Consider the following 15,671-nt stretch of genomic DNA (forward strand, 5'->3'; position numbering starts at 1 on the left):
CCGCCAAACACCGCGCGACGGTGCTGCGGGCTCGACCATGGCGCGCGAAAGGATGCTGGATCGAAGATCACCCACAGACGCTGAGAAGGACGTCCGCCTGAGCCAGTCCGGCGACAGCGGCCTGGGTTGCCGTCCCCTTGCGCTCACGCCCCGAACAGCGCGCGGCCGGGGATCGCCTCGATCAGGCTGCGGGTATAGGCGCTGCGCGGGGCGGCGAAGACCTCGCCGATGCGGCCCGTCTCCTCCACCACGCCGCCCCGCATCACCGCCACCTCGTCGCAGAGCTGCGCGGCGACGCGCAGGTCATGCGTGATGAACAGGATGGACAGGCCGAGCCGTTCCTGCAGTTCGCGCAGCAGCGCCAGAACCTGCGCCTGCACGCTGACATCGAGGGCCGAGACCGGCTCGTCCGCCACCAGCACCTGCGGCTTCATCGCGAGCGCGCGGGCGATCCCGATGCGCTGGCGTTGCCCGCCCGAGAACTCATGCGGGAAGCGGTCCACCGACTCCGGATCGAGGCCGACCAGCACGAAGAGTTCGCGCGCCTCCGCCATGGCCTGGGCGCGCGGCGTGCCGGCCGCGATCGGCCCCTGCGCGACCTGCGCGCCGGCGCGCCGGCGCGGATTGAGCGAGGCATAGGGATCCTGGAACACCATCTGAACGAGGCGCGAGGCCGCGCGCCGGTCCGGCGGCAGGCGCGCCCCGGCGATCACCACCTCCCCCTCATCGGCGCCGAGCAGGCCGACGACGCAGCGCGCCAGCGTGGACTTGCCCGAGCCGCTCTCGCCCACCACCGCGAGCGTGCTGCCGCGCCGGAGCGTGACCGAGACGGCATCGAGCGCGCGCACGGGCTTGCGGCGGCGGAACAGGCCCCGGCTGGCGTAGGTCTTGGTCAGGGCGCGCACCTCGAGCACCGCCTCCTCGGCCAGCGCACGCGGCGGCGGCGCGTGCAGGCCGGGCACGGCAGCGAGCAACGCCCTGGTGTAGTCGTGCCGCGGGTTGGTGAGGACTTCGCGCGCCGTGCCCTGCTCGACCACGCGGCCGAGGCGCATCACGGCCACGCGGTCGGCGATCTCGGCCACCACGCCGAAATCGTGGGTGATGAACATCACCGCCGTGCCGTGGCGCCGCTGGAGGTCCTTGATCAGCGCAAGAACCTGCGCCTGCGTCGTCACGTCGAGCGCCGTGGTTGGTTCGTCGCAGATCAGCACCTCGGGCTCCAGCGCGAGGGCCATCGCGATCATCACGCGCTGGCGCTGGCCGCCCGAGAGTTCGTGCGGATAGGCGCGCAGAGCGCCCTCGGGGTCCGGCAGGCTGACCTCGCGCAGCGCGGCGACGGCGCGGCGCGCGGCTTCCTTCGCATCGAGGCCGAGATGCACCCGCCACATCTCGCCGATCTGCTCGCCCACCGTCATCAGCGGGTTCAGGGCGGTCATCGGCTCCTGGAACACCATGGCGATGCGGCGGCCGCGGATGCTGCGCCACTGCTCGGACGACTTGCCGCGCAGCTCCTCCCCCGACAGCGCCATGCGCCCGGCGGTGATGGCGAGGCCCGGCGCTAGCAGCCCCATCACGGCGGAGGCGGTCACCGACTTGCCCGAGCCGCTTTCGCCCACCACGCAGAGGATCTCGCCGGCCGCAACACTCAGCGAGACATCCTCGATGGCGTTCTCCCGGTCCGCGCCCCGAGGCAGGCGGATGGTGAGATGCTCGACGAGAAGCCGTGTCATCGCCCGCTGGCCAGCCGCGGGTTCAGCGCATCGTTCAGCCCCTGGCCGACCAGCGAGACGCCGAGGATCGTCATCAGGATCGCGACACCCGGAATGGCCGAGACATACCACTCGGTCCGCAGCACGTTGCGCCCCAGCCCGATCAGGTTCCCCCAGGAGGGCACGTTCGGATCCGAAAGCTGCAGGAAGGCGAGCGCGCTCTCGAGCAGGATGGCGACGGCCATCACCACCGAGGCATAGACGATCACGGGCGGCAGGGCGTTGGGCAGCACCTCGCGCAGGATGAGGTGCGCATCCGACAACCCCTGCACCCGGCACGCCTGCACGAAATCCCGCGTGCGCAGGGTGAGGAACTCCGCGCGTGTCAGCCGCGCCACGGGTGGCCAGGAAACGATGCCGATGGCGATCGTCACCGTCTCGATGGTGCTGCCGAACACCGCCACGAGCACCAGCAGCAGCAGGAAGTTGGGCAGCGTCTGGAAGGCCTCGGTCACGCGCATCAGCGCGGTGTCCACGGCGCCGCCGTAGAAGCCCGCCAGCGCGCCGATCGCGATGCCGATCATCGCGGCGATGGAGGTGGCGACGAAGCCGATCAGCAGCGAGACCCGCGCCCCGTGGAAGAGCTGCGCCGCGATGTCGCGCCCCGAGGAATCCGTCCCGAGCGGGAAGCGCGGATTCTGCCCCGGCCATTGCAGAGGGCGCCCGGCAAGGCCGAGCGGATCCCCCGGGTAGAACCAGTGGGCGCCGATGCCCATCACCAGCACGGCGAGCAGGATGACGCTGCCGATCAGCGCCGGCGGGCTGCGCAGATAGGCCTTGAGCGCGCGCATCAGGACTCCGAGGAGATGCGCGGGTCGAGCCGCGCGTAGAGAATGTCCACGACGAAATTGATGGCGATGACGAGCAGCGCCGAGACGAAGACGATGCCAAGCAGCGTATTGAGGTCGCGCTGCACGACGCTTTCATAGGCCAGCCGCCCGAGGCCCGGCAGGGCGAAGACGCTCTCGACCACCACCGATCCGCCGAGCATGGTGCCCGCCTGCAGCCCGATCAGCGTGACCATCGGCAGCATCGCGTTGCGCAGCACGTGCCGCGCCACCACCCGCGTCTCGCTCAGGCCCTTGGCGCGCGCGGTGCGCACGAAGTCGAGCGAGAGCACCTCCAGCATCGAGGCGCGCATGATGCGCAGGTAGATCGCGAGGAAGATGAGCCCCAGCGTCAGCGTCGGCAGCACCAGATGCCGCGCGATGTCGAGCACCGCGGCGATTCCGGTGTAGGACTGCGTGATATCCGAGAAGCCGCCCGCCGGCAGCCACTGCAGATAGACGCTGAACACCACGATCGCCATCAGCCCGAACCAGAAGGAGGGCGTGGCGTAGAAGATCAGCCCCAGCGTCGAGATCAGCGTGTCCGGCCAGCGGTTGACCCGTCGCGCGGCGATCACGCCGAGCACGAGGCCGAAGAAGAATGCGAAGGACAGCGCAGAGGCCATCAGCAGGATCGTCGGCGGCAGGCGCTCGAGGATCACGGTCGCGACCGGCTTGCCGTAGATCGCGGAGAAGCCGAGATCGAGGGTCGCGAGCCGCAGCAGGTAGTTCCAGAGCTGCGCCGCGATCCCGGCATCGAGGCCGTAGAAGCGGCGCATCTCCTCCGCGAAGGCGGCGTCGCCGCCGCCGATCTGCGCCATCAGCGCGTCCACCGTGTCCCCGGGCGCGAACTGCAGCAGCAGGAACATGCCCATCAGGATCAGCAGCAGGGTGGGCAGCGAGGCGGCGAGCCGCCGCCCCGCGAGACGCAGGACCCTCAAGGCGCCAGCCAGGTGTCGTGCCAGGTCGAGGACGCCCAGCGCGGATTGTTCCCCGCATTGCGGATGCGGCGGTTGAAGACCGAGACGAAGATCTGCTCGATCGGCATCCACAGCGGCAGTTCCGTCTGCACCGCGCGTACGAAGTCGGCGTAGAGCGCCCTGCGCTTGACCGGGTCCACCTCGGTCGCCGCGGCGTCGATGATCGCGTCGATGCGCTCGTCCTTCCAGCCCCACTGGTTCGTCCAGGGCGCGCCGACCGGGCTGCCGGAACGGTACCACACCGTGGTGCTGACCGCCGGATCCGAGCGGTACTGGTGCCAGCCGGTCGCGAGGTCGAAGGCGTGCTCGCGATACACCGTGCGCAGATAGCCCGCGGCGTCGAGGCGGACGATCTCGATCCGGATGCCGACCTGGCCGAGCGACTGCTGGATGAAGGTGGACCACAGCGCGATGTCCTCGCCCCAGGGGGCCGGGTGCAGGCGCAGCGTGAAGCGCACGCCCCCCGCCCCGCGGCGGTGGCCGGCCTCGTCAAGCAGGCGGTTCGCCAGCGCGGTGTCGAAGCGGTACTGCGGCATGTCCGGGCCGGGATAGTAGTCGGTCGAGACCGAGGGGATCGGCCCGGTCCCGGGCTTGGCGAAGGGGCCGAGGAAGTTCTCGATGAAGAAGGGGACGTTCAGCGAATGGGCGATGGCGCGGCGCACGCGGATGTCGGCCAGAACCGGATTGCGGAAATTGAACTCCAGCGTGTTGGTGCGGACATTGCCCTCGTTGCCGCGCGTCGTCGCCTCGAAGCGCGGGTCGCGGCCGAGGCGCTGCATGTCGGCGATGCTCAGCGACGAATAGGGCGCGAAGAGGATCTGCCCCGCCTCCATCTGCGCCGCCGCCGCCGCGCGGTCACCGACGACGCGCCAGACGATGCGGTCGAGATAGGGCATGTTCTCGCGCCAGTAGTTCGGGTTGCGCTCGGCGATGATGAACTGGCCGCGCTCGTACTGCACGAAGCGGAACGGGCCGGTGCCGATGGGCGCGGTGTTGGCCGGGTTCTGCCGGATGTCGCCCGACTCGAACACATGCTTGGGCGAGATGTAGCCGAGGTCGGGCAGCGCGCGCAGCAGCAGCCCCTGCGGCATGGGCCGCGAATAGCGGAATACCGCGGTATGCGCGTCCGGCGTGTCCACCGCCTCGAGGAACTGCTGCAGCGTGGTCCCGTAGTTCAGGATCTTCTTCCACATCTCCATCGCCGTGAACTGCACGTCGGCGGAGGTGAAGGGCCTGCCGTCGTGCCAGGTCACGCCGCGGCGCAGGCGGAAGGTGTGGGTCAGCCCGTCCGGCGCGCTCTCCCAGGATTCCGCCAGCGTGCCGACCGGATTGCCCTGCGCGTCGAGGTCGAGCAGCGCCTCCTGGATCTTGCCGCCGACGATGTAGACGCCGGTCGAGGCCTGCAGAGAAGGGTTGAGGATGCGCTGCTCGGTGGCGAAGTGCACCGTCAGCACGCCGCCGCGGCGCGGCGTCTCCTGCGCCATCGCGGGCACGGGCAGCATGGCGGCGCTGCCCATCAGCAGCATGTCGCGGCGGGTCGGTCCGGTCATGGTGGGTCTCCTGTCGCGGGCCATCAGGGGGTTTCGAAGATCACGGCGACGCCGGTCGCGAAGCCGGGCGGGCGCGGCGTGGCGGTGCCGAGCACGATGGCCGCGCCGCCCTCCTCGGGCAGGGCGGCCTCTTCGCATTGCGCGAGGCGCGCGATGACCGCGCGCGGCGCGAAACCGACATCGCCCCGGCCCGGGCCTGTCTGCACGAGATGCACCTCGCCGTCGCGGAGCATCGGCGCGTCGATCGCGGCGGCAAGCCCGGCGGCGCCGCCGGCCGGATCGGCGGTCGCGACCAGAACCCGCAGGATGCGCGTCACGCCGTTCGGGTGGGATTGCAGGGCGGGCACCCACACCGCCTCGGGCGTGTGGTGCTGGCAGGCGAAGATGCCGAGGCCGCCCACGCGCTGCTCGGGCGGCCAGCGAAAGACCGAGAAGCGCGCCTCCGCCACCGTGTCGTCGGGCATCGGCACGGGCCGCCCGAACTCCACCGGGCCGATGGCGGGCACGCCGCGCGCGCGCAGCGCCTCGGCGCCGGCCGCCGCGTCGGTGGTGGTGAAGGCGGCGCGATCCAGCCCATCCCGCACCGCCACGAAATCACGCAGCGCCTGGTTGTGCGGCGTCGGCGAGACGGGCGAAAGCAGTTCGAGGTAGTCCCGCCCGAACATCATCGTGTGGTTGGCGCTGCCGATATGCGCGCTGTGCAGGCCGCGGGGCGAGAGCGTGAATCCGAGCGCGCGCCAGGCCTGCGCCGCGGCATCGAGGTCGCGCACCGCAACGACGAGATGGTCGAGCCCGGTCAGGGTCGGGATCATGGAAGCCCCCAGGATGGTCCGGTCACTCTAGGCATCGCGCGTGTTGCGTCGCAACAACGGACAGGGCCTTCCCCGCGGGGGCTCCGCCGGGCGATGGTCTTCGCCGAAGCGGGACATGCGGTGCCGCGCCTTCGTCCGGCACGTTCCCGGAACGCCGCCGACCCGGCTAGACTGGCAGGGATCGCGGCGGGCGGAGGATGGGTCCATGGCGGTTCAGGCGCTCGGCTATGTCGGCCTGCATGCGCGCTCGCTCGACGACTGGGTGGCGTTCGGCGCGCAGCTCCTGGGCATGCAGCTTGCCGAGCGCAGCCGCGCGCAGCTCGTCTTCCGCATGGATGACCGCCGCCAGCGCCTGCTGGTCACGCCCGATGCCGCCGACGGGCCGGCCTTCTTCGGCTGGGAGGTCGCGGACGCCGCCGCGCTCGATGCGCTAGCCACGCGGCTCGAGGATGCCGGCGTTCCGGTCATGCGCGGCGATGCGGCGCTCTGCGCGCAGCGGCGCGTCGCGGGGATGGCGGTCTGCACCGATCCGCTCGGCAACCGCATCGAACTGGTGCATGGCTGCGAGAGCACGACGGAGCCCTTCCTGCCCGGGCGCTGCATCAGCGGCTTCCGCACCGGGGCCCTCGGCATGGGCCATGCCGTGCTGCTGGTGCCGCGGCTGGAGGCGGTGCTGCCCTTCTACACGGGGCTGCTCGGCTTCCGCGTCTCGGACTTCGTGCTGGACCCCTTCAAGGCGTATTTCCTGCACTGCAATCCGCGGCACCACAGCCTCGCGCTGATCGAAGGGCCCGCGCCGCGCCTGCATCACCTGATGGTCGAATGCTTCAGCCTCGATGACGTCGGCCAGGGCTACGACCTCGCGCTCGCGCAGGAGGGGCGCGTCGCGACCACGCTCGGCCGCCACACCAACGACTGGATGACGAGCTTCTACGCCACCACGCCCGGCGGCTTCCTGATGGAATACGGCTGGGGCGGCCGCGCCGTGGACCCCGCAACCTGGGTGCCGCGGGAGGAGACGCACGGCCCGAGCCTCTGGGGCCATGAGCGCCTGCTCGCGCCGCCCGCACTGCGCGAGGCCGCGGCGCGGCTGCGCATGGAGGCGGCGGCGCAGGGCGTGCGCGCGCCGGTGCAGGTGCTGGCCGGCAACCACACGCTGCGCCGGGGCGAGTGCGCCTGGTGGGACGCCGCCGTGCGCGACGCCGCGGATTAGCCGCCCCGCGTTTGCGCCCGCGCCGCGCGCGGGAGAGACTGCGCGCATGACCGATCCTCTCGAACAGGCTGCCGCGGCGATTCCGCGCGCCTATCCCGGCCCCGGCGGCGCCCTGGCCGTGCTCCGCGAGGGCCGCGTGCTGCTGCGCCACGCCTGGGGCTACGCCAATGCCGAGCGCCGCATCCCCTTCACCCCGCGCACGCTGTTCCGCATGTGCTCCATCACCAAGCAGTTCGCCTGCGGCGTGCTGCTGGAGGAGTTCCCGGATCCGTCGGTGCTGGATGGGGATGTGCGCGCCCGGCTGCCGCTGCTCGAAGGCGCGGCGCCGGGGATGCTGCACCTCTGCCACAACCAGTCGGGCCTGCGCGACTACTGGGCGGTGGCGATGCTGCACGGCTCGCCGGTGGAAGCGCCCTTCGGCGACGTGGAGGCGGCACACATCATCGGCGCGACGCGCTCGCTGCATTTCGCGCCGGGCACGCGCTATTCCTACGTCAACCAGAATTTCCGCCTTGTCTCGGACATACTGGAAAAACGGACGGGCCGCGGCTTCGCGGAACTGCTGCGGCGGCGCGTTTTCGACCGCGCGGGCATGGAGAGCGCCTTCCTCGCCGCCGACACCCGCGCCATGCCCGACGGGACCGAGGGCTACGAAGGCGGCCAGGCGACGGGCTTCCGCGCGGCGGAGAATCGCCTCCTGTGGACGGGCGATGCCGGCCTCGGCGCCTCGCTCGACGACATGATCGCCTGGGAGCGCCACATCGACGCGACGCGGGAGGATCCGGGCGCGCTGTATGCGAGGCTCTCCGCGCCCGTCGTCTTCGCGGACGGCGCGCGCGCGGAATACGGCTTCGGGCTGCATCGCGCGCAGGAGTTCGGCCATGCGCTGACCGGCCATGGCGGCGCGCTGCGCGGCTGGCGCAGCCACCGCCTGCATGTGGCGGCCGAGCGGCTCTCGGTCGTCGTGCTGTTCAACCATCTCTCGGACGCGCATGCCGCCGCGCTGGACCTGCTGGCGGCCGCGCTCGGCGTGCCGCGCGCGACGCCGCCCGCGCCCCCTCCGCCGCCGGATTGGGCCGGCGCCTATATGGAACCGGAGACCGGCCTTTCCGCGCGGCTCGACCTGCAGCCCGAGGGCCGCCTGCGGCTGCGCTTCGGCCATGTCGCGGAGTGGCTCGTCATGCAGCCGGACGGCAGCGCGGCGAATGGCCGCGTCCGGCTCGCGATGACGGCGCGGGGCCTGCGGATGGAACGCCCGGCCGAGAACCTCGCGAGCCTGCTGCGCCCGGCCGGCGGCGAGGCACGCCACGACATCGCGGGCCGCTACCGCTGCGCGGAACTCGATGCGGAACTCACCATCACCGACGGCGGAGGCGTCGCCTATGGCGCCTTCTCCGGCTTCCTCGGGCAGGGGCGGATGGAACTGCTGGAACCGATCGGCCCAGACCTATGGGCGCTGCCCTGTCCGCGCGCGCTGGACCATTCCCCGCCGGGCGACTGGACGCTGGCCTTCGAGCGCGACGATGCGGGCGCGGTGCGCGGCGTGCGCGTGGGGTGCTGGCTCGCGCGCGGGCTGCTCTACGCGAAGGCGTGATTCACGGCGCGCCGGGCGCAAGCAAGGCGGAGACGGCCTCCACGGAACCGCCATCGGGCAGGCGCAGGATGGCGTCCCTGAGGCGCGCCGCCTGCGCCCCACCGAGCAGCGGCTCGCAATTGCCGCGGAACTTGTCCTCGAGTTCCGCATCGCTGAGCGGCGCGCCGGGGTCGCCCTTGGGGAGCATCACCGTCTCGGTGAAGGATTGCCCGTCCTCCATCGTGATGGTCACGCGCGCCGGGAACTTCGCGGGATAGAGCGCGTTCAGCGCGGGGTCGGCGATCACCTCGGTGCGGTCGAGCACGCGGCGGATCAGCGGGTCGTGGATCCGCCCGGGCGCGAACTGCGCCTGCGTCAGCGCGCCATCCACCGCAGCGGCGGCGATGCAGTAGGGGACGGAGACGCGCGCGGCCATCGGCGTCGCCGCCTCCTTGGCGGAGAAATGCGACTTCACCGTGTCGTAGGTCTCGTTGGTGATGCGCGCGATGCGCGCGGGGTCCGGACGGTGCCGTGCGACGATGGCCAGCGTCGCCTGGATGGGCGAATGGCTCGCGAGGATGGAGGGGAAGAACTTGAAGCCGTTCTGCAGGATCTCCCAGCGCGTGCCGAGGCCCTCCGTCAGCGCCGACGCCCTGGGCTCCAGCGAGAAGGCGGCGAGGTAGCCCTTCGGATGCTCCAGGATGCCCGGCGGGGCCGTCATGCCGAGGGCCGCGAGCTGGGCCGAGAGCACGCCGTTCAGCGCCGCCTTGCCCGGATGCAGGCTCTTGGTCATGTCCCCCGATTCGAAGAAGGTGTTGAGCCCCGCCGCCTGTGTCCCCGCGAGGCCCAGCGCGCGCTGCACGCCATCGGCATCGAGGCCCATGGCATGCGCCGCGCTCGCCGCGCCGCCGAAGGTTCCGTTGGTCGCGGTCGAATGCCAGAAGCGGTAATGCGTGGGCATCACCGCCATGCCGACGCGCACCGCCACCTCGTAGCCCGCGACGATGGCCGCGAGCATCGGTCGCCCGCCCAACCCGCGCGCTTGCGCGAGCGCCAGCGACGCGGGCAGCACGACGGAGCCGACATGCAGCAGCGCGCGCTTGTGCGTGTCGTCATTGTCCGCCGCGTTCACCAGGATGCCGTTGGCCAGCGCCGCGAAGGCGGGCTGGGCGGCGAGCCCCGCCGCGCCGATCACCCCCGCCCCGGGCTGCGCCGGATACATCGCAGCGATGTCGCGGGCGATGCGTGCCTTCTCGCGGTCCTCGGTCCAGGCCGCGACGGCGCAGCCGATCGCATCGAGCGCGACGCGCGCCGCCTGCGCCATGACCTCGGGGGGCAGATCCTCGTGCCGCAGCGCGGCGACGAACTCCGCGAGCGCGCGCGTCGTCATGGGCGTCCTCCATCGTGCTTGCGCCGGAGCGTGGAGGCGCCGGCGCGGGCGCGCAAGGCCCAGCCGTTGACGCGGCCCGCGCGCCTCGCTCAGCATCGCCGCGGACGGAGAGGAAACGCGCATGCAGGCCGCCCGAGCGGAACGCGCCCGATGAGCGCCGAATGCACCCTGCTCGTCGCGGGCGCGACCGGCGCCGCGGCGACGCGCATGATCGAACGCGCCCGCGCGCTGCCGGGCTTCCGCGTCATCGGCCTGTCGCGCAACCGCCCGGAGGATGCGCCCGAGTGGATCGTCGCCGATCTCGCGGACGCGCAGGGCCTCGCCCGCGCGCTCGCGACGCGGCCGGACGTCACGCACATCGTCTATGCAGCGCGCGCACCGCATGGCGAGACGGGCGTCGAGGACGTGCCCGCGAATGTCGGCATGCTGCGGAACCTTCTGGATGCGGCGGAGGCCGCGCTGCCGCACTTCGCCCATCTCCACCTGATCCATGGCGGCAAGTGGTACGGGCTGCATATCGGCCCCTACCGCACGCCGGCGCGGGAGGACGACCCGCGCCATCTCCCGCCGAACTTCTACTACGACCAGCAGGATCTCGTCGCCGCGCGGCAGCGGGGGCGGGCCTGGACGTGGTCGGCCAGCCGCCCGAACTTCGTGCTCGATGTCGCACCGGGCCGCGCGCGCAACATGGTCTCGACGCTCGGCGCCTATGCCGCGATCTGCCGCGAACTGGGCGCGCCCTTCGACTTCCCCGGCAAGCCCGGAGCCTGGGACAGGCTGCACGAGGTGACGGACGCCTCGCTGCTCGCCGAGGGCGTGCTGTGGATGCTGCGCGAGCCCCGCTGCGCCAACCGCGCCTTCAACATCACGAACGGGGACGCCTTCCGCTGGTGCGACCTCTGGCCCTTCCTGGCCGAGCTGTTCGGCCTGCGCTGCGGGAAGCCGCGCCCGATGGCGATGGCGCACTGGATGGCCGACAAGGGGCCGGTCTGGGAAGCGATCCGGGCGAGGCACGGGCTGGCGCTGCCGCTGGCCCAGGTGGCGTCCTGGAGCTTCGCGGACTTCTTCCTGAACATGGACTACGACGTGCTGTCCTCGATGACCGCGGCGCGCGCCGCGGGGTTCACGGGATTCGTGGACAGCTGGGCGATGTTCGCCGACCAGGTCGCCGGATACCGCGCCGCGCGCATCCTGCCGCCCTGATGCAACGCCGAGGCAGGGAAACGCCATGTACGCCGCACCGCCCGAGATCCTTGCGGAGATCCATACGGAAGTGCCCGAGGCGCTGCGCATCCGCGGCCGGTCGAGCGAATGGCTCTACGGCCGCCCGGGTCCGACGCCGCATTCCTTCCTCGAGGGCCCGTCCTTCGACCGCGCGGGCCATCTCTGGCTGACCGACATCGCCTTCGGCCGCATATTCCGCGTGAGCCCCTCGGGCGAGTGGAGCGTGGTTGCCGAGTACGACGGCGAGCCCAACGGCCTCGCCTTCCATCGCGACGGCTGGGCGGCGATCACGGATGCGAAGCGCGGGCTGCTGCGGCTCGATCCCGAGACGGGCACGATATCGCCGCTGGTGCCGCGGGCGCGCCGGGAGGGCTTCCGCGGCGTCAACGACTGCACCTTCGCGATGAACGGCGACCTCTTCTTCACCGACCAGGGCCAGACCGGGCTGCACGACCCGGCCGGCCGCGTGTACCGGCTGCGCGCGGGCGCCGCGCAGGCCGATGCGCTCGTTTCCAACGTGCCGAGCCCGAACGGCCTCGTGCTCGCGGCGGACGGCCACACGCTCCATGTCGCGGCGACACGCGACAACGCCATCTGGCGCGTGCCCATCACCGAGGATGGCGGCGTGATCCGCGTGGGCCGCTTCATCCAGATGTCGGGCGGGCTCGCGGGGCCCGACGGCATGGCGCTCGACGTGAAGGGCAACCTCGTCGTCGCGCATGCCGGCATGGGCACGGTGTGGATCTTCTCGCGCCTGGGCGAACCGCTGCTGCGCATCCGCTCGCCGCGCGGCCTCGGCACCACGAATGTCTGCTTCGGCGGCCCGGAGAACCGCGACATCTTCATCACCGAGAGCGAGAGCGGCACCGTGCTGCGCGCGCGGTGGGAGCATCCGGGGCAGGCGCTGTTCTCCCACGCCTGACGCCCGAAGCGCACCAGGACCGGGTTTCGCCCGCCGGCATCGGTCAGCGCCGGTTCGTCAGCGCCTTCCGCCCGGCACTGCCACCGGTACGCCGACCGTGCCCACCATCCAGGCGAGGCGGTGCTTCTGCGCCGCGCGCGCATGGGCACGCGCGGCGGTCTCCGCGGCATCGCCGTCGCGCCGGATGATGGCCTCGAGGATCGCGCGATGCTCGGCATGGGCCTGCTCGGCGCGCCCGCCGCGCGTCAGCAGCGTCGGCAGCAGGGACATGGTGGCGGCGAGCTGCTCGAGGCTGCGCAGGAGGTAGCGGTTGTGCGCGGCGAGGTAGAGCAGCCCGTGCAGCCGCTGGTTCACCTGCGCGAGCGCCTCGCCGTCGCCGAAGCAGGCGGGTTCCTGCTCCACGATCTCGGCCATCGCCGCGATCTCGGTCTCGCTCGCATGCTGCGCGGCGAGGCGCGCGGCCGCGCCCTCCAGCACCTCGCGCATCACGTAGAGCTCGACCACCTGCTGGTGGTCCGGCCGCGTCACCGCGAGGCCGCGGCGCGGCTCGTGCGTCACCAGCCCCTCGGCCTCCAGCCGCGCGATGGCCTGCCTCACCGGCGTGCGCGAGACGCCGAAGCGCGCCGCGAGGTCGGTCTCGGTCAGCCTTTCGCCGGGGGCCAGCGCGCCGGCGCGGATGGCCTCGCGGATGCGCGCATAGGCTTCCTGGCCGAGATCGCGGGAGGAGGTCGGTCCGCCATCCATGCCTGCCCTATAGCCCGGCCGCGCCGCGGCGCGGAAGGCGGACAGGGCCGGCTGCAGCGGGCTTGCGGCGGCGGTCTTGCGCATCACGCCGGTTCGTATATTCTTGGATGCAACTGGATACAAGCGCACCATCCCTCCGTAGGGAACCGGCCATGGCGGATCTGAGCGAGACCTTCGACGTGCTGGTCGCGGGCGGCGGCAATGCAGCGCTCTGCGCCGCCATCACCGCCTGCCGGGCCGGCGCGCGCGTCGTGGTGGCCGAGCACGCGCCGCGGGCGATGCGCGGCGGCAATTCCCGCCACACCCGCAACCTGCGCGCGCTGCACCACGGCCCGACCGGCGTGCTGACCGATTCCTATCTCGAGGAGGAATACTGGGACGATCTGCGCCGCGTCACCGCGGGCAAGACCGACGAGACGCTGGCGCGGCTGTGCATCCGCGCCTCCGAGCACGCACCCGGATTCCTCGAATCCTGCGGCGTGGTGTTCCAGCCCTCGCTCTCGGGCACGCTCTCGCTCAGCCGCACCAACGCCTTCTTCCTCGGCGGCGGCAAGGCGCTGGTGAACGCCCTCTACCGCACGGCGGAGGCGCTCGGCATCACCATCCTCTACGACACCGAGGTGCAGCACATCGTGGTGAAGGACGGCTTCGCGACCGAGGCCATCGTCTCCCACCGCGGCTTTCCCGCGCGCATCCGCTTCAAGGCCTTCATCGCCTCGGCCGGCGGCTTCCAGGCCAACCGCGAATGGCTGCGCCGGTACTGGGGGGATGCGGCGGACAACTTCCAGATCCGCGGCACGCCCTATGCACAGGGCCGCGTGCTGAAGGATCTGCTCGCGCAGGGCGTGCAGGAGGTGGGCGACCCCACCCAGTTCCACGCGGTCGCCAACGACGCCCGCGCGCCGATGGAGGATGGCGGCCTCGCCATGCGGCTCGACTGCGTGCCCTTCTCCATCGTGGTGAACCGCGACGTCGAGCGTTTCTACGACGAGGGCGAGGATGTCTGGCCCAAGCGCTACGCCATCTGGGGCCGGCTGATCGCGCAGCAGCCGGGCCAGGTCGCCTTCGCGATCAACGACTCCAAGGCGCAGATGGACTACCTGCCGCCGGTCTTCGCGCCCTACCGCGCGGACACCATCGCGGACCTCGCCGCGCAGATCGGCCTCGATGCCGCGAAGCTCGAGAAGTTGGTGGCCGACTACAACGCCGCCGTGCGGCCGGGCACCTTCAAGGCGCAGTCGCTCGACGACTGCCGCACCGAGGGGCTGAGCCCGCCGAAATCCCACTGGGCGCGGCGCATCGACACCCCGCCCTACTACTGCCACCCGCTGCGGCCTGGCATCACCTTCACCTTCCTCGGCGTGAAGGTGAACGAGCGCGCGCGGGTGATGATGCAGGACGGCACGCCCTCGGCGAACATGTTCGCGAGCGGGGAGATCATGTCCGGCAACATCCTCGGCCAGGGCTACCTCGCCGGCTTCGGCATGGCGATCGGCACCGTCTTCGGCCGCATCGCGGGCGAGGAAGCCGCGAAACTCGTGAGGAACTGAGGCGATGGCCCACGAATCCGCGACCGTCGCCGAGGCCCGGCGGCAGATGGAAATCTGCAATGCCTGCCGCTACTGCGAAGGCTACTGCGCCGTCTTCCCCGCGATGGCGATGCGCCGCGCCTTCACCGAGGGCGACCTCGCGCACCTCGCCAATCTCTGCCATGGCTGCAAGGGCTGCTACCACGCCTGCCAATATGCGCCGCCGCACGCCTTCGGCATCAACATCCCCGCCACCTTCGCCGAACTGCGCAACGAGACCTACGCGAAGCACGCCTGGCCGGCGGGCTTCGGCCGGCTGTTCGAGCGCAACGGCACGGTGGTCTCGGCCTTCGCCGCGCTCGGCGTGACGCTCGCGCTGCTGCTGACGGTGGCGCTGCAGGATCCGGCGGTGCTGTGGTCGGCGCAGCGCGGCGTCGGCGCCTTCTTCCGCGTCATCCCGCACTGGCTGATGATCGCGCTCGGCGTCGCGACCTTCGGCTATGCCATCCTCGCCATGGCGATGGGCGCGCGCTCCTACCTGCGGGCGACGGGTGGCGCCGGCGGCGGCCTCGCGCCCGCGGCCGAGGCGACGATGGACATCGTGACCATGCGCCATCTCGGCGGCGGCGGGCATGGCTGCAACGACCTCGACGACGGCTTCGCCATGCGGCGCCGCTGGCTGCACCAGGCGCTGTTCGGCGGCTTCATGCTGTGCTTCGCCGCCACCTGCACGGGCACCATCTACCACTACGTGTTCGGCTGGTACTCGCCGCATGCCTTCCTCTCCCTGCCGGTGCAGCTCGGCACCTGGGGCGGCGTGTTCATGATGATCGGCGCGGCGGGGCTGATGCATGTGAAGGTCATCACCGATCCCGGCCCGGTCTCGCGCAAGGTGCTGGGGGGCGAGTTCGCCATCCTCGGCCTGCTGTTCCTGATCGCGGCGACGGGGTTGCTGCTGCTCGCGGTGCGGCACACGGGCGCGATGGGCATCATGCTCGCGCTGCATCTCGGCCTGGTCTTCGCCTTCTTCCTGCTGATGCCCTATTCCAAGATGGTGCACGGCCTCTACCGCGCCATCGCGCTGCTGCGGAACGCGAAGGAGAAGCGCGGCGCCGCGCCGATCGCCGCGGCCGGCTGA

General features: G+C 71.6%; 13 protein-coding genes. 6 read left to right on the top strand and 7 right to left on the bottom strand.

Features of this window, described 5'->3' with window-relative positions; genetic code table 11:
- Positions 1-143: 143 nt before the first annotated feature.
- From FHS88_RS17710 to FHS88_RS17730, 5 genes are read right to left on the bottom strand one after another with little or no spacing between them, the layout of a single operon-like run.
- Positions 144-1,730, bottom strand: coding sequence for a dipeptide ABC transporter ATP-binding protein (locus FHS88_RS17710; protein WP_184486808.1), 1,587 nt, complete (start codon positions 1,728-1,730; stop codon positions 144-146).
- On the bottom strand, positions 1,727-2,560 hold the full coding sequence (locus FHS88_RS17715) for an ABC transporter permease (protein WP_184486809.1): 834 nt from the start codon (positions 2,558-2,560) through the stop codon (positions 1,727-1,729). The genes FHS88_RS17710 and FHS88_RS17715 overlap by 4 nt, the downstream gene beginning before the upstream one ends.
- The gene (locus FHS88_RS17720) at positions 2,560-3,537 is read right to left on the bottom strand and encodes an ABC transporter permease (protein WP_184486810.1); all 978 of its coding nucleotides are present in this window, start codon (positions 3,535-3,537) and stop codon (positions 2,560-2,562) included. The genes FHS88_RS17715 and FHS88_RS17720 overlap by 1 nt, the downstream gene beginning before the upstream one ends.
- Positions 3,534-5,126 (bottom strand): ABC transporter substrate-binding protein, encoded by a 1,593-nt coding sequence (locus FHS88_RS17725; RefSeq protein ID WP_211842353.1) that lies wholly within the window; start codon positions 5,124-5,126, stop codon positions 3,534-3,536. The genes FHS88_RS17720 and FHS88_RS17725 overlap by 4 nt, the downstream gene beginning before the upstream one ends.
- Positions 5,127-5,149: 23 nt before the next feature.
- Positions 5,150-5,938, bottom strand: a complete 789-nt coding sequence (locus tag FHS88_RS17730; protein WP_184486812.1) for a VOC family protein — start codon at positions 5,936-5,938, stop codon at positions 5,150-5,152.
- 205 nt (positions 5,939-6,143) lie between these two features.
- Between FHS88_RS17730 and FHS88_RS17735 the strand changes: the two genes are divergently transcribed.
- Both FHS88_RS17735 and FHS88_RS17740 read left to right on the top strand, forming a co-directional pair.
- Positions 6,144-7,151: a VOC family protein gene (locus FHS88_RS17735; protein WP_184486813.1), complete on the top strand. Its 1,008-nt coding sequence runs from the start codon at positions 6,144-6,146 to the stop codon at positions 7,149-7,151.
- 46 nt (positions 7,152-7,197) lie between these two features.
- Entirely contained in the window at positions 7,198-8,745 is a 1,548-nt protein-coding gene (locus FHS88_RS17740) for a D-aminopeptidase (RefSeq protein WP_184486814.1), read from the top strand.
- 1 nt (position 8,746) lies between these two features.
- Here the strand turns inward: FHS88_RS17740 and FHS88_RS17745 are convergent, their stop codons facing one another.
- Positions 8,747-10,114: an MmgE/PrpD family protein gene (locus tag FHS88_RS17745; protein WP_184486815.1), complete on the bottom strand. Its 1,368-nt coding sequence runs from the start codon at positions 10,112-10,114 to the stop codon at positions 8,747-8,749.
- Between the two features lie 150 nt (positions 10,115-10,264).
- Here FHS88_RS17745 and FHS88_RS17750 point away from each other — a divergent pair, with 150 nt between their 5' ends.
- Together FHS88_RS17750 and FHS88_RS17755 are read left to right on the top strand one after the other, a co-directional pair.
- A complete protein-coding gene (locus FHS88_RS17750) occupies positions 10,265-11,317 on the top strand; it encodes an SDR family oxidoreductase (protein WP_184486816.1) in 1,053 nt (350 codons plus the stop codon).
- A 25-nt stretch (positions 11,318-11,342) separates the two neighbouring features.
- Positions 11,343-12,260 carry an SMP-30/gluconolactonase/LRE family protein gene (locus FHS88_RS17755; RefSeq protein ID WP_184486817.1) on the top strand — a complete coding sequence of 306 codons (918 nt, stop codon included), beginning with the start codon at positions 11,343-11,345 and terminating at the stop codon, positions 12,258-12,260.
- A 57-nt stretch (positions 12,261-12,317) separates the two neighbouring features.
- Here the strand turns inward: FHS88_RS17755 and FHS88_RS17760 are convergent, their stop codons facing one another.
- The gene (locus FHS88_RS17760) at positions 12,318-13,088 is read right to left on the bottom strand and encodes a GntR family transcriptional regulator (RefSeq protein ID WP_211842354.1); all 771 of its coding nucleotides are present in this window, start codon (positions 13,086-13,088) and stop codon (positions 12,318-12,320) included.
- Positions 13,089-13,156: 68 nt separating this feature from the next.
- Between FHS88_RS17760 and tcuA the strand changes: the two genes are divergently transcribed.
- Together tcuA and tcuB are read left to right on the top strand one after the other, a co-directional pair.
- Positions 13,157-14,554 carry an FAD-dependent tricarballylate dehydrogenase TcuA gene (gene tcuA / locus FHS88_RS17765; protein WP_184486818.1) on the top strand — a complete coding sequence of 466 codons (1,398 nt, stop codon included), beginning with the start codon at positions 13,157-13,159 and terminating at the stop codon, positions 14,552-14,554.
- A gap of 4 nt (positions 14,555-14,558) precedes the next feature.
- Complete coding sequence (gene tcuB, locus FHS88_RS17770; RefSeq protein WP_184486819.1) at positions 14,559-15,671, top strand: tricarballylate utilization 4Fe-4S protein TcuB; 1,113 nt, start codon at positions 14,559-14,561, stop codon at positions 15,669-15,671.

The sequence above is a fragment of the Neoroseomonas alkaliterrae genome (genome assembly GCF_014199195.1).
GTDB lineage: Bacteria > Pseudomonadota > Alphaproteobacteria > Acetobacterales > Acetobacteraceae > Neoroseomonas > Neoroseomonas alkaliterrae.

What these genes read in the sequence shown, in the direction of transcription:
- FHS88_RS17710 (WP_184486808.1), bottom strand. Translation starts at nt 1,730, where the DNA reads ATGACACGGCTTCTCGTCGAGCATCTCACCATCCGCCTGCCTCGGGGC.
- FHS88_RS17715 (WP_184486809.1), bottom strand. Translation starts at nt 2,560, where the DNA reads ATGCGCGCGCTCAAGGCCTATCTGCGCAGCCCGCCGGCGCTGATCGGC.
- FHS88_RS17725 (WP_211842353.1), bottom strand. Translation starts at nt 5,126, where the DNA reads ATGACCGGACCGACCCGCCGCGACATGCTGCTGATGGGCAGCGCCGCC.
- FHS88_RS17730 (WP_184486812.1), bottom strand. Translation starts at nt 5,938, where the DNA reads ATGATCCCGACCCTGACCGGGCTCGACCATCTCGTCGTTGCGGTGCGC.
- FHS88_RS17735 (WP_184486813.1), top strand. Translation starts at nt 6,144, where the DNA reads ATGGCGGTTCAGGCGCTCGGCTATGTCGGCCTGCATGCGCGCTCGCTC.
- FHS88_RS17740 (WP_184486814.1), top strand. Translation starts at nt 7,198, where the DNA reads ATGACCGATCCTCTCGAACAGGCTGCCGCGGCGATTCCGCGCGCCTAT.
- FHS88_RS17745 (WP_184486815.1), bottom strand. Translation starts at nt 10,114, where the DNA reads ATGACGACGCGCGCGCTCGCGGAGTTCGTCGCCGCGCTGCGGCACGAG.
- FHS88_RS17750 (WP_184486816.1), top strand. Translation starts at nt 10,265, where the DNA reads ATGAGCGCCGAATGCACCCTGCTCGTCGCGGGCGCGACCGGCGCCGCG.
- FHS88_RS17755 (WP_184486817.1), top strand. Translation starts at nt 11,343, where the DNA reads ATGTACGCCGCACCGCCCGAGATCCTTGCGGAGATCCATACGGAAGTG.
- FHS88_RS17760 (WP_211842354.1), bottom strand. Translation starts at nt 13,088, where the DNA reads ATGCGCAAGACCGCCGCCGCAAGCCCGCTGCAGCCGGCCCTGTCCGCC.
- tcuA (WP_184486818.1), top strand. Translation starts at nt 13,157, where the DNA reads ATGGCGGATCTGAGCGAGACCTTCGACGTGCTGGTCGCGGGCGGCGGC.
- tcuB (WP_184486819.1), top strand. Translation starts at nt 14,559, where the DNA reads ATGGCCCACGAATCCGCGACCGTCGCCGAGGCCCGGCGGCAGATGGAA.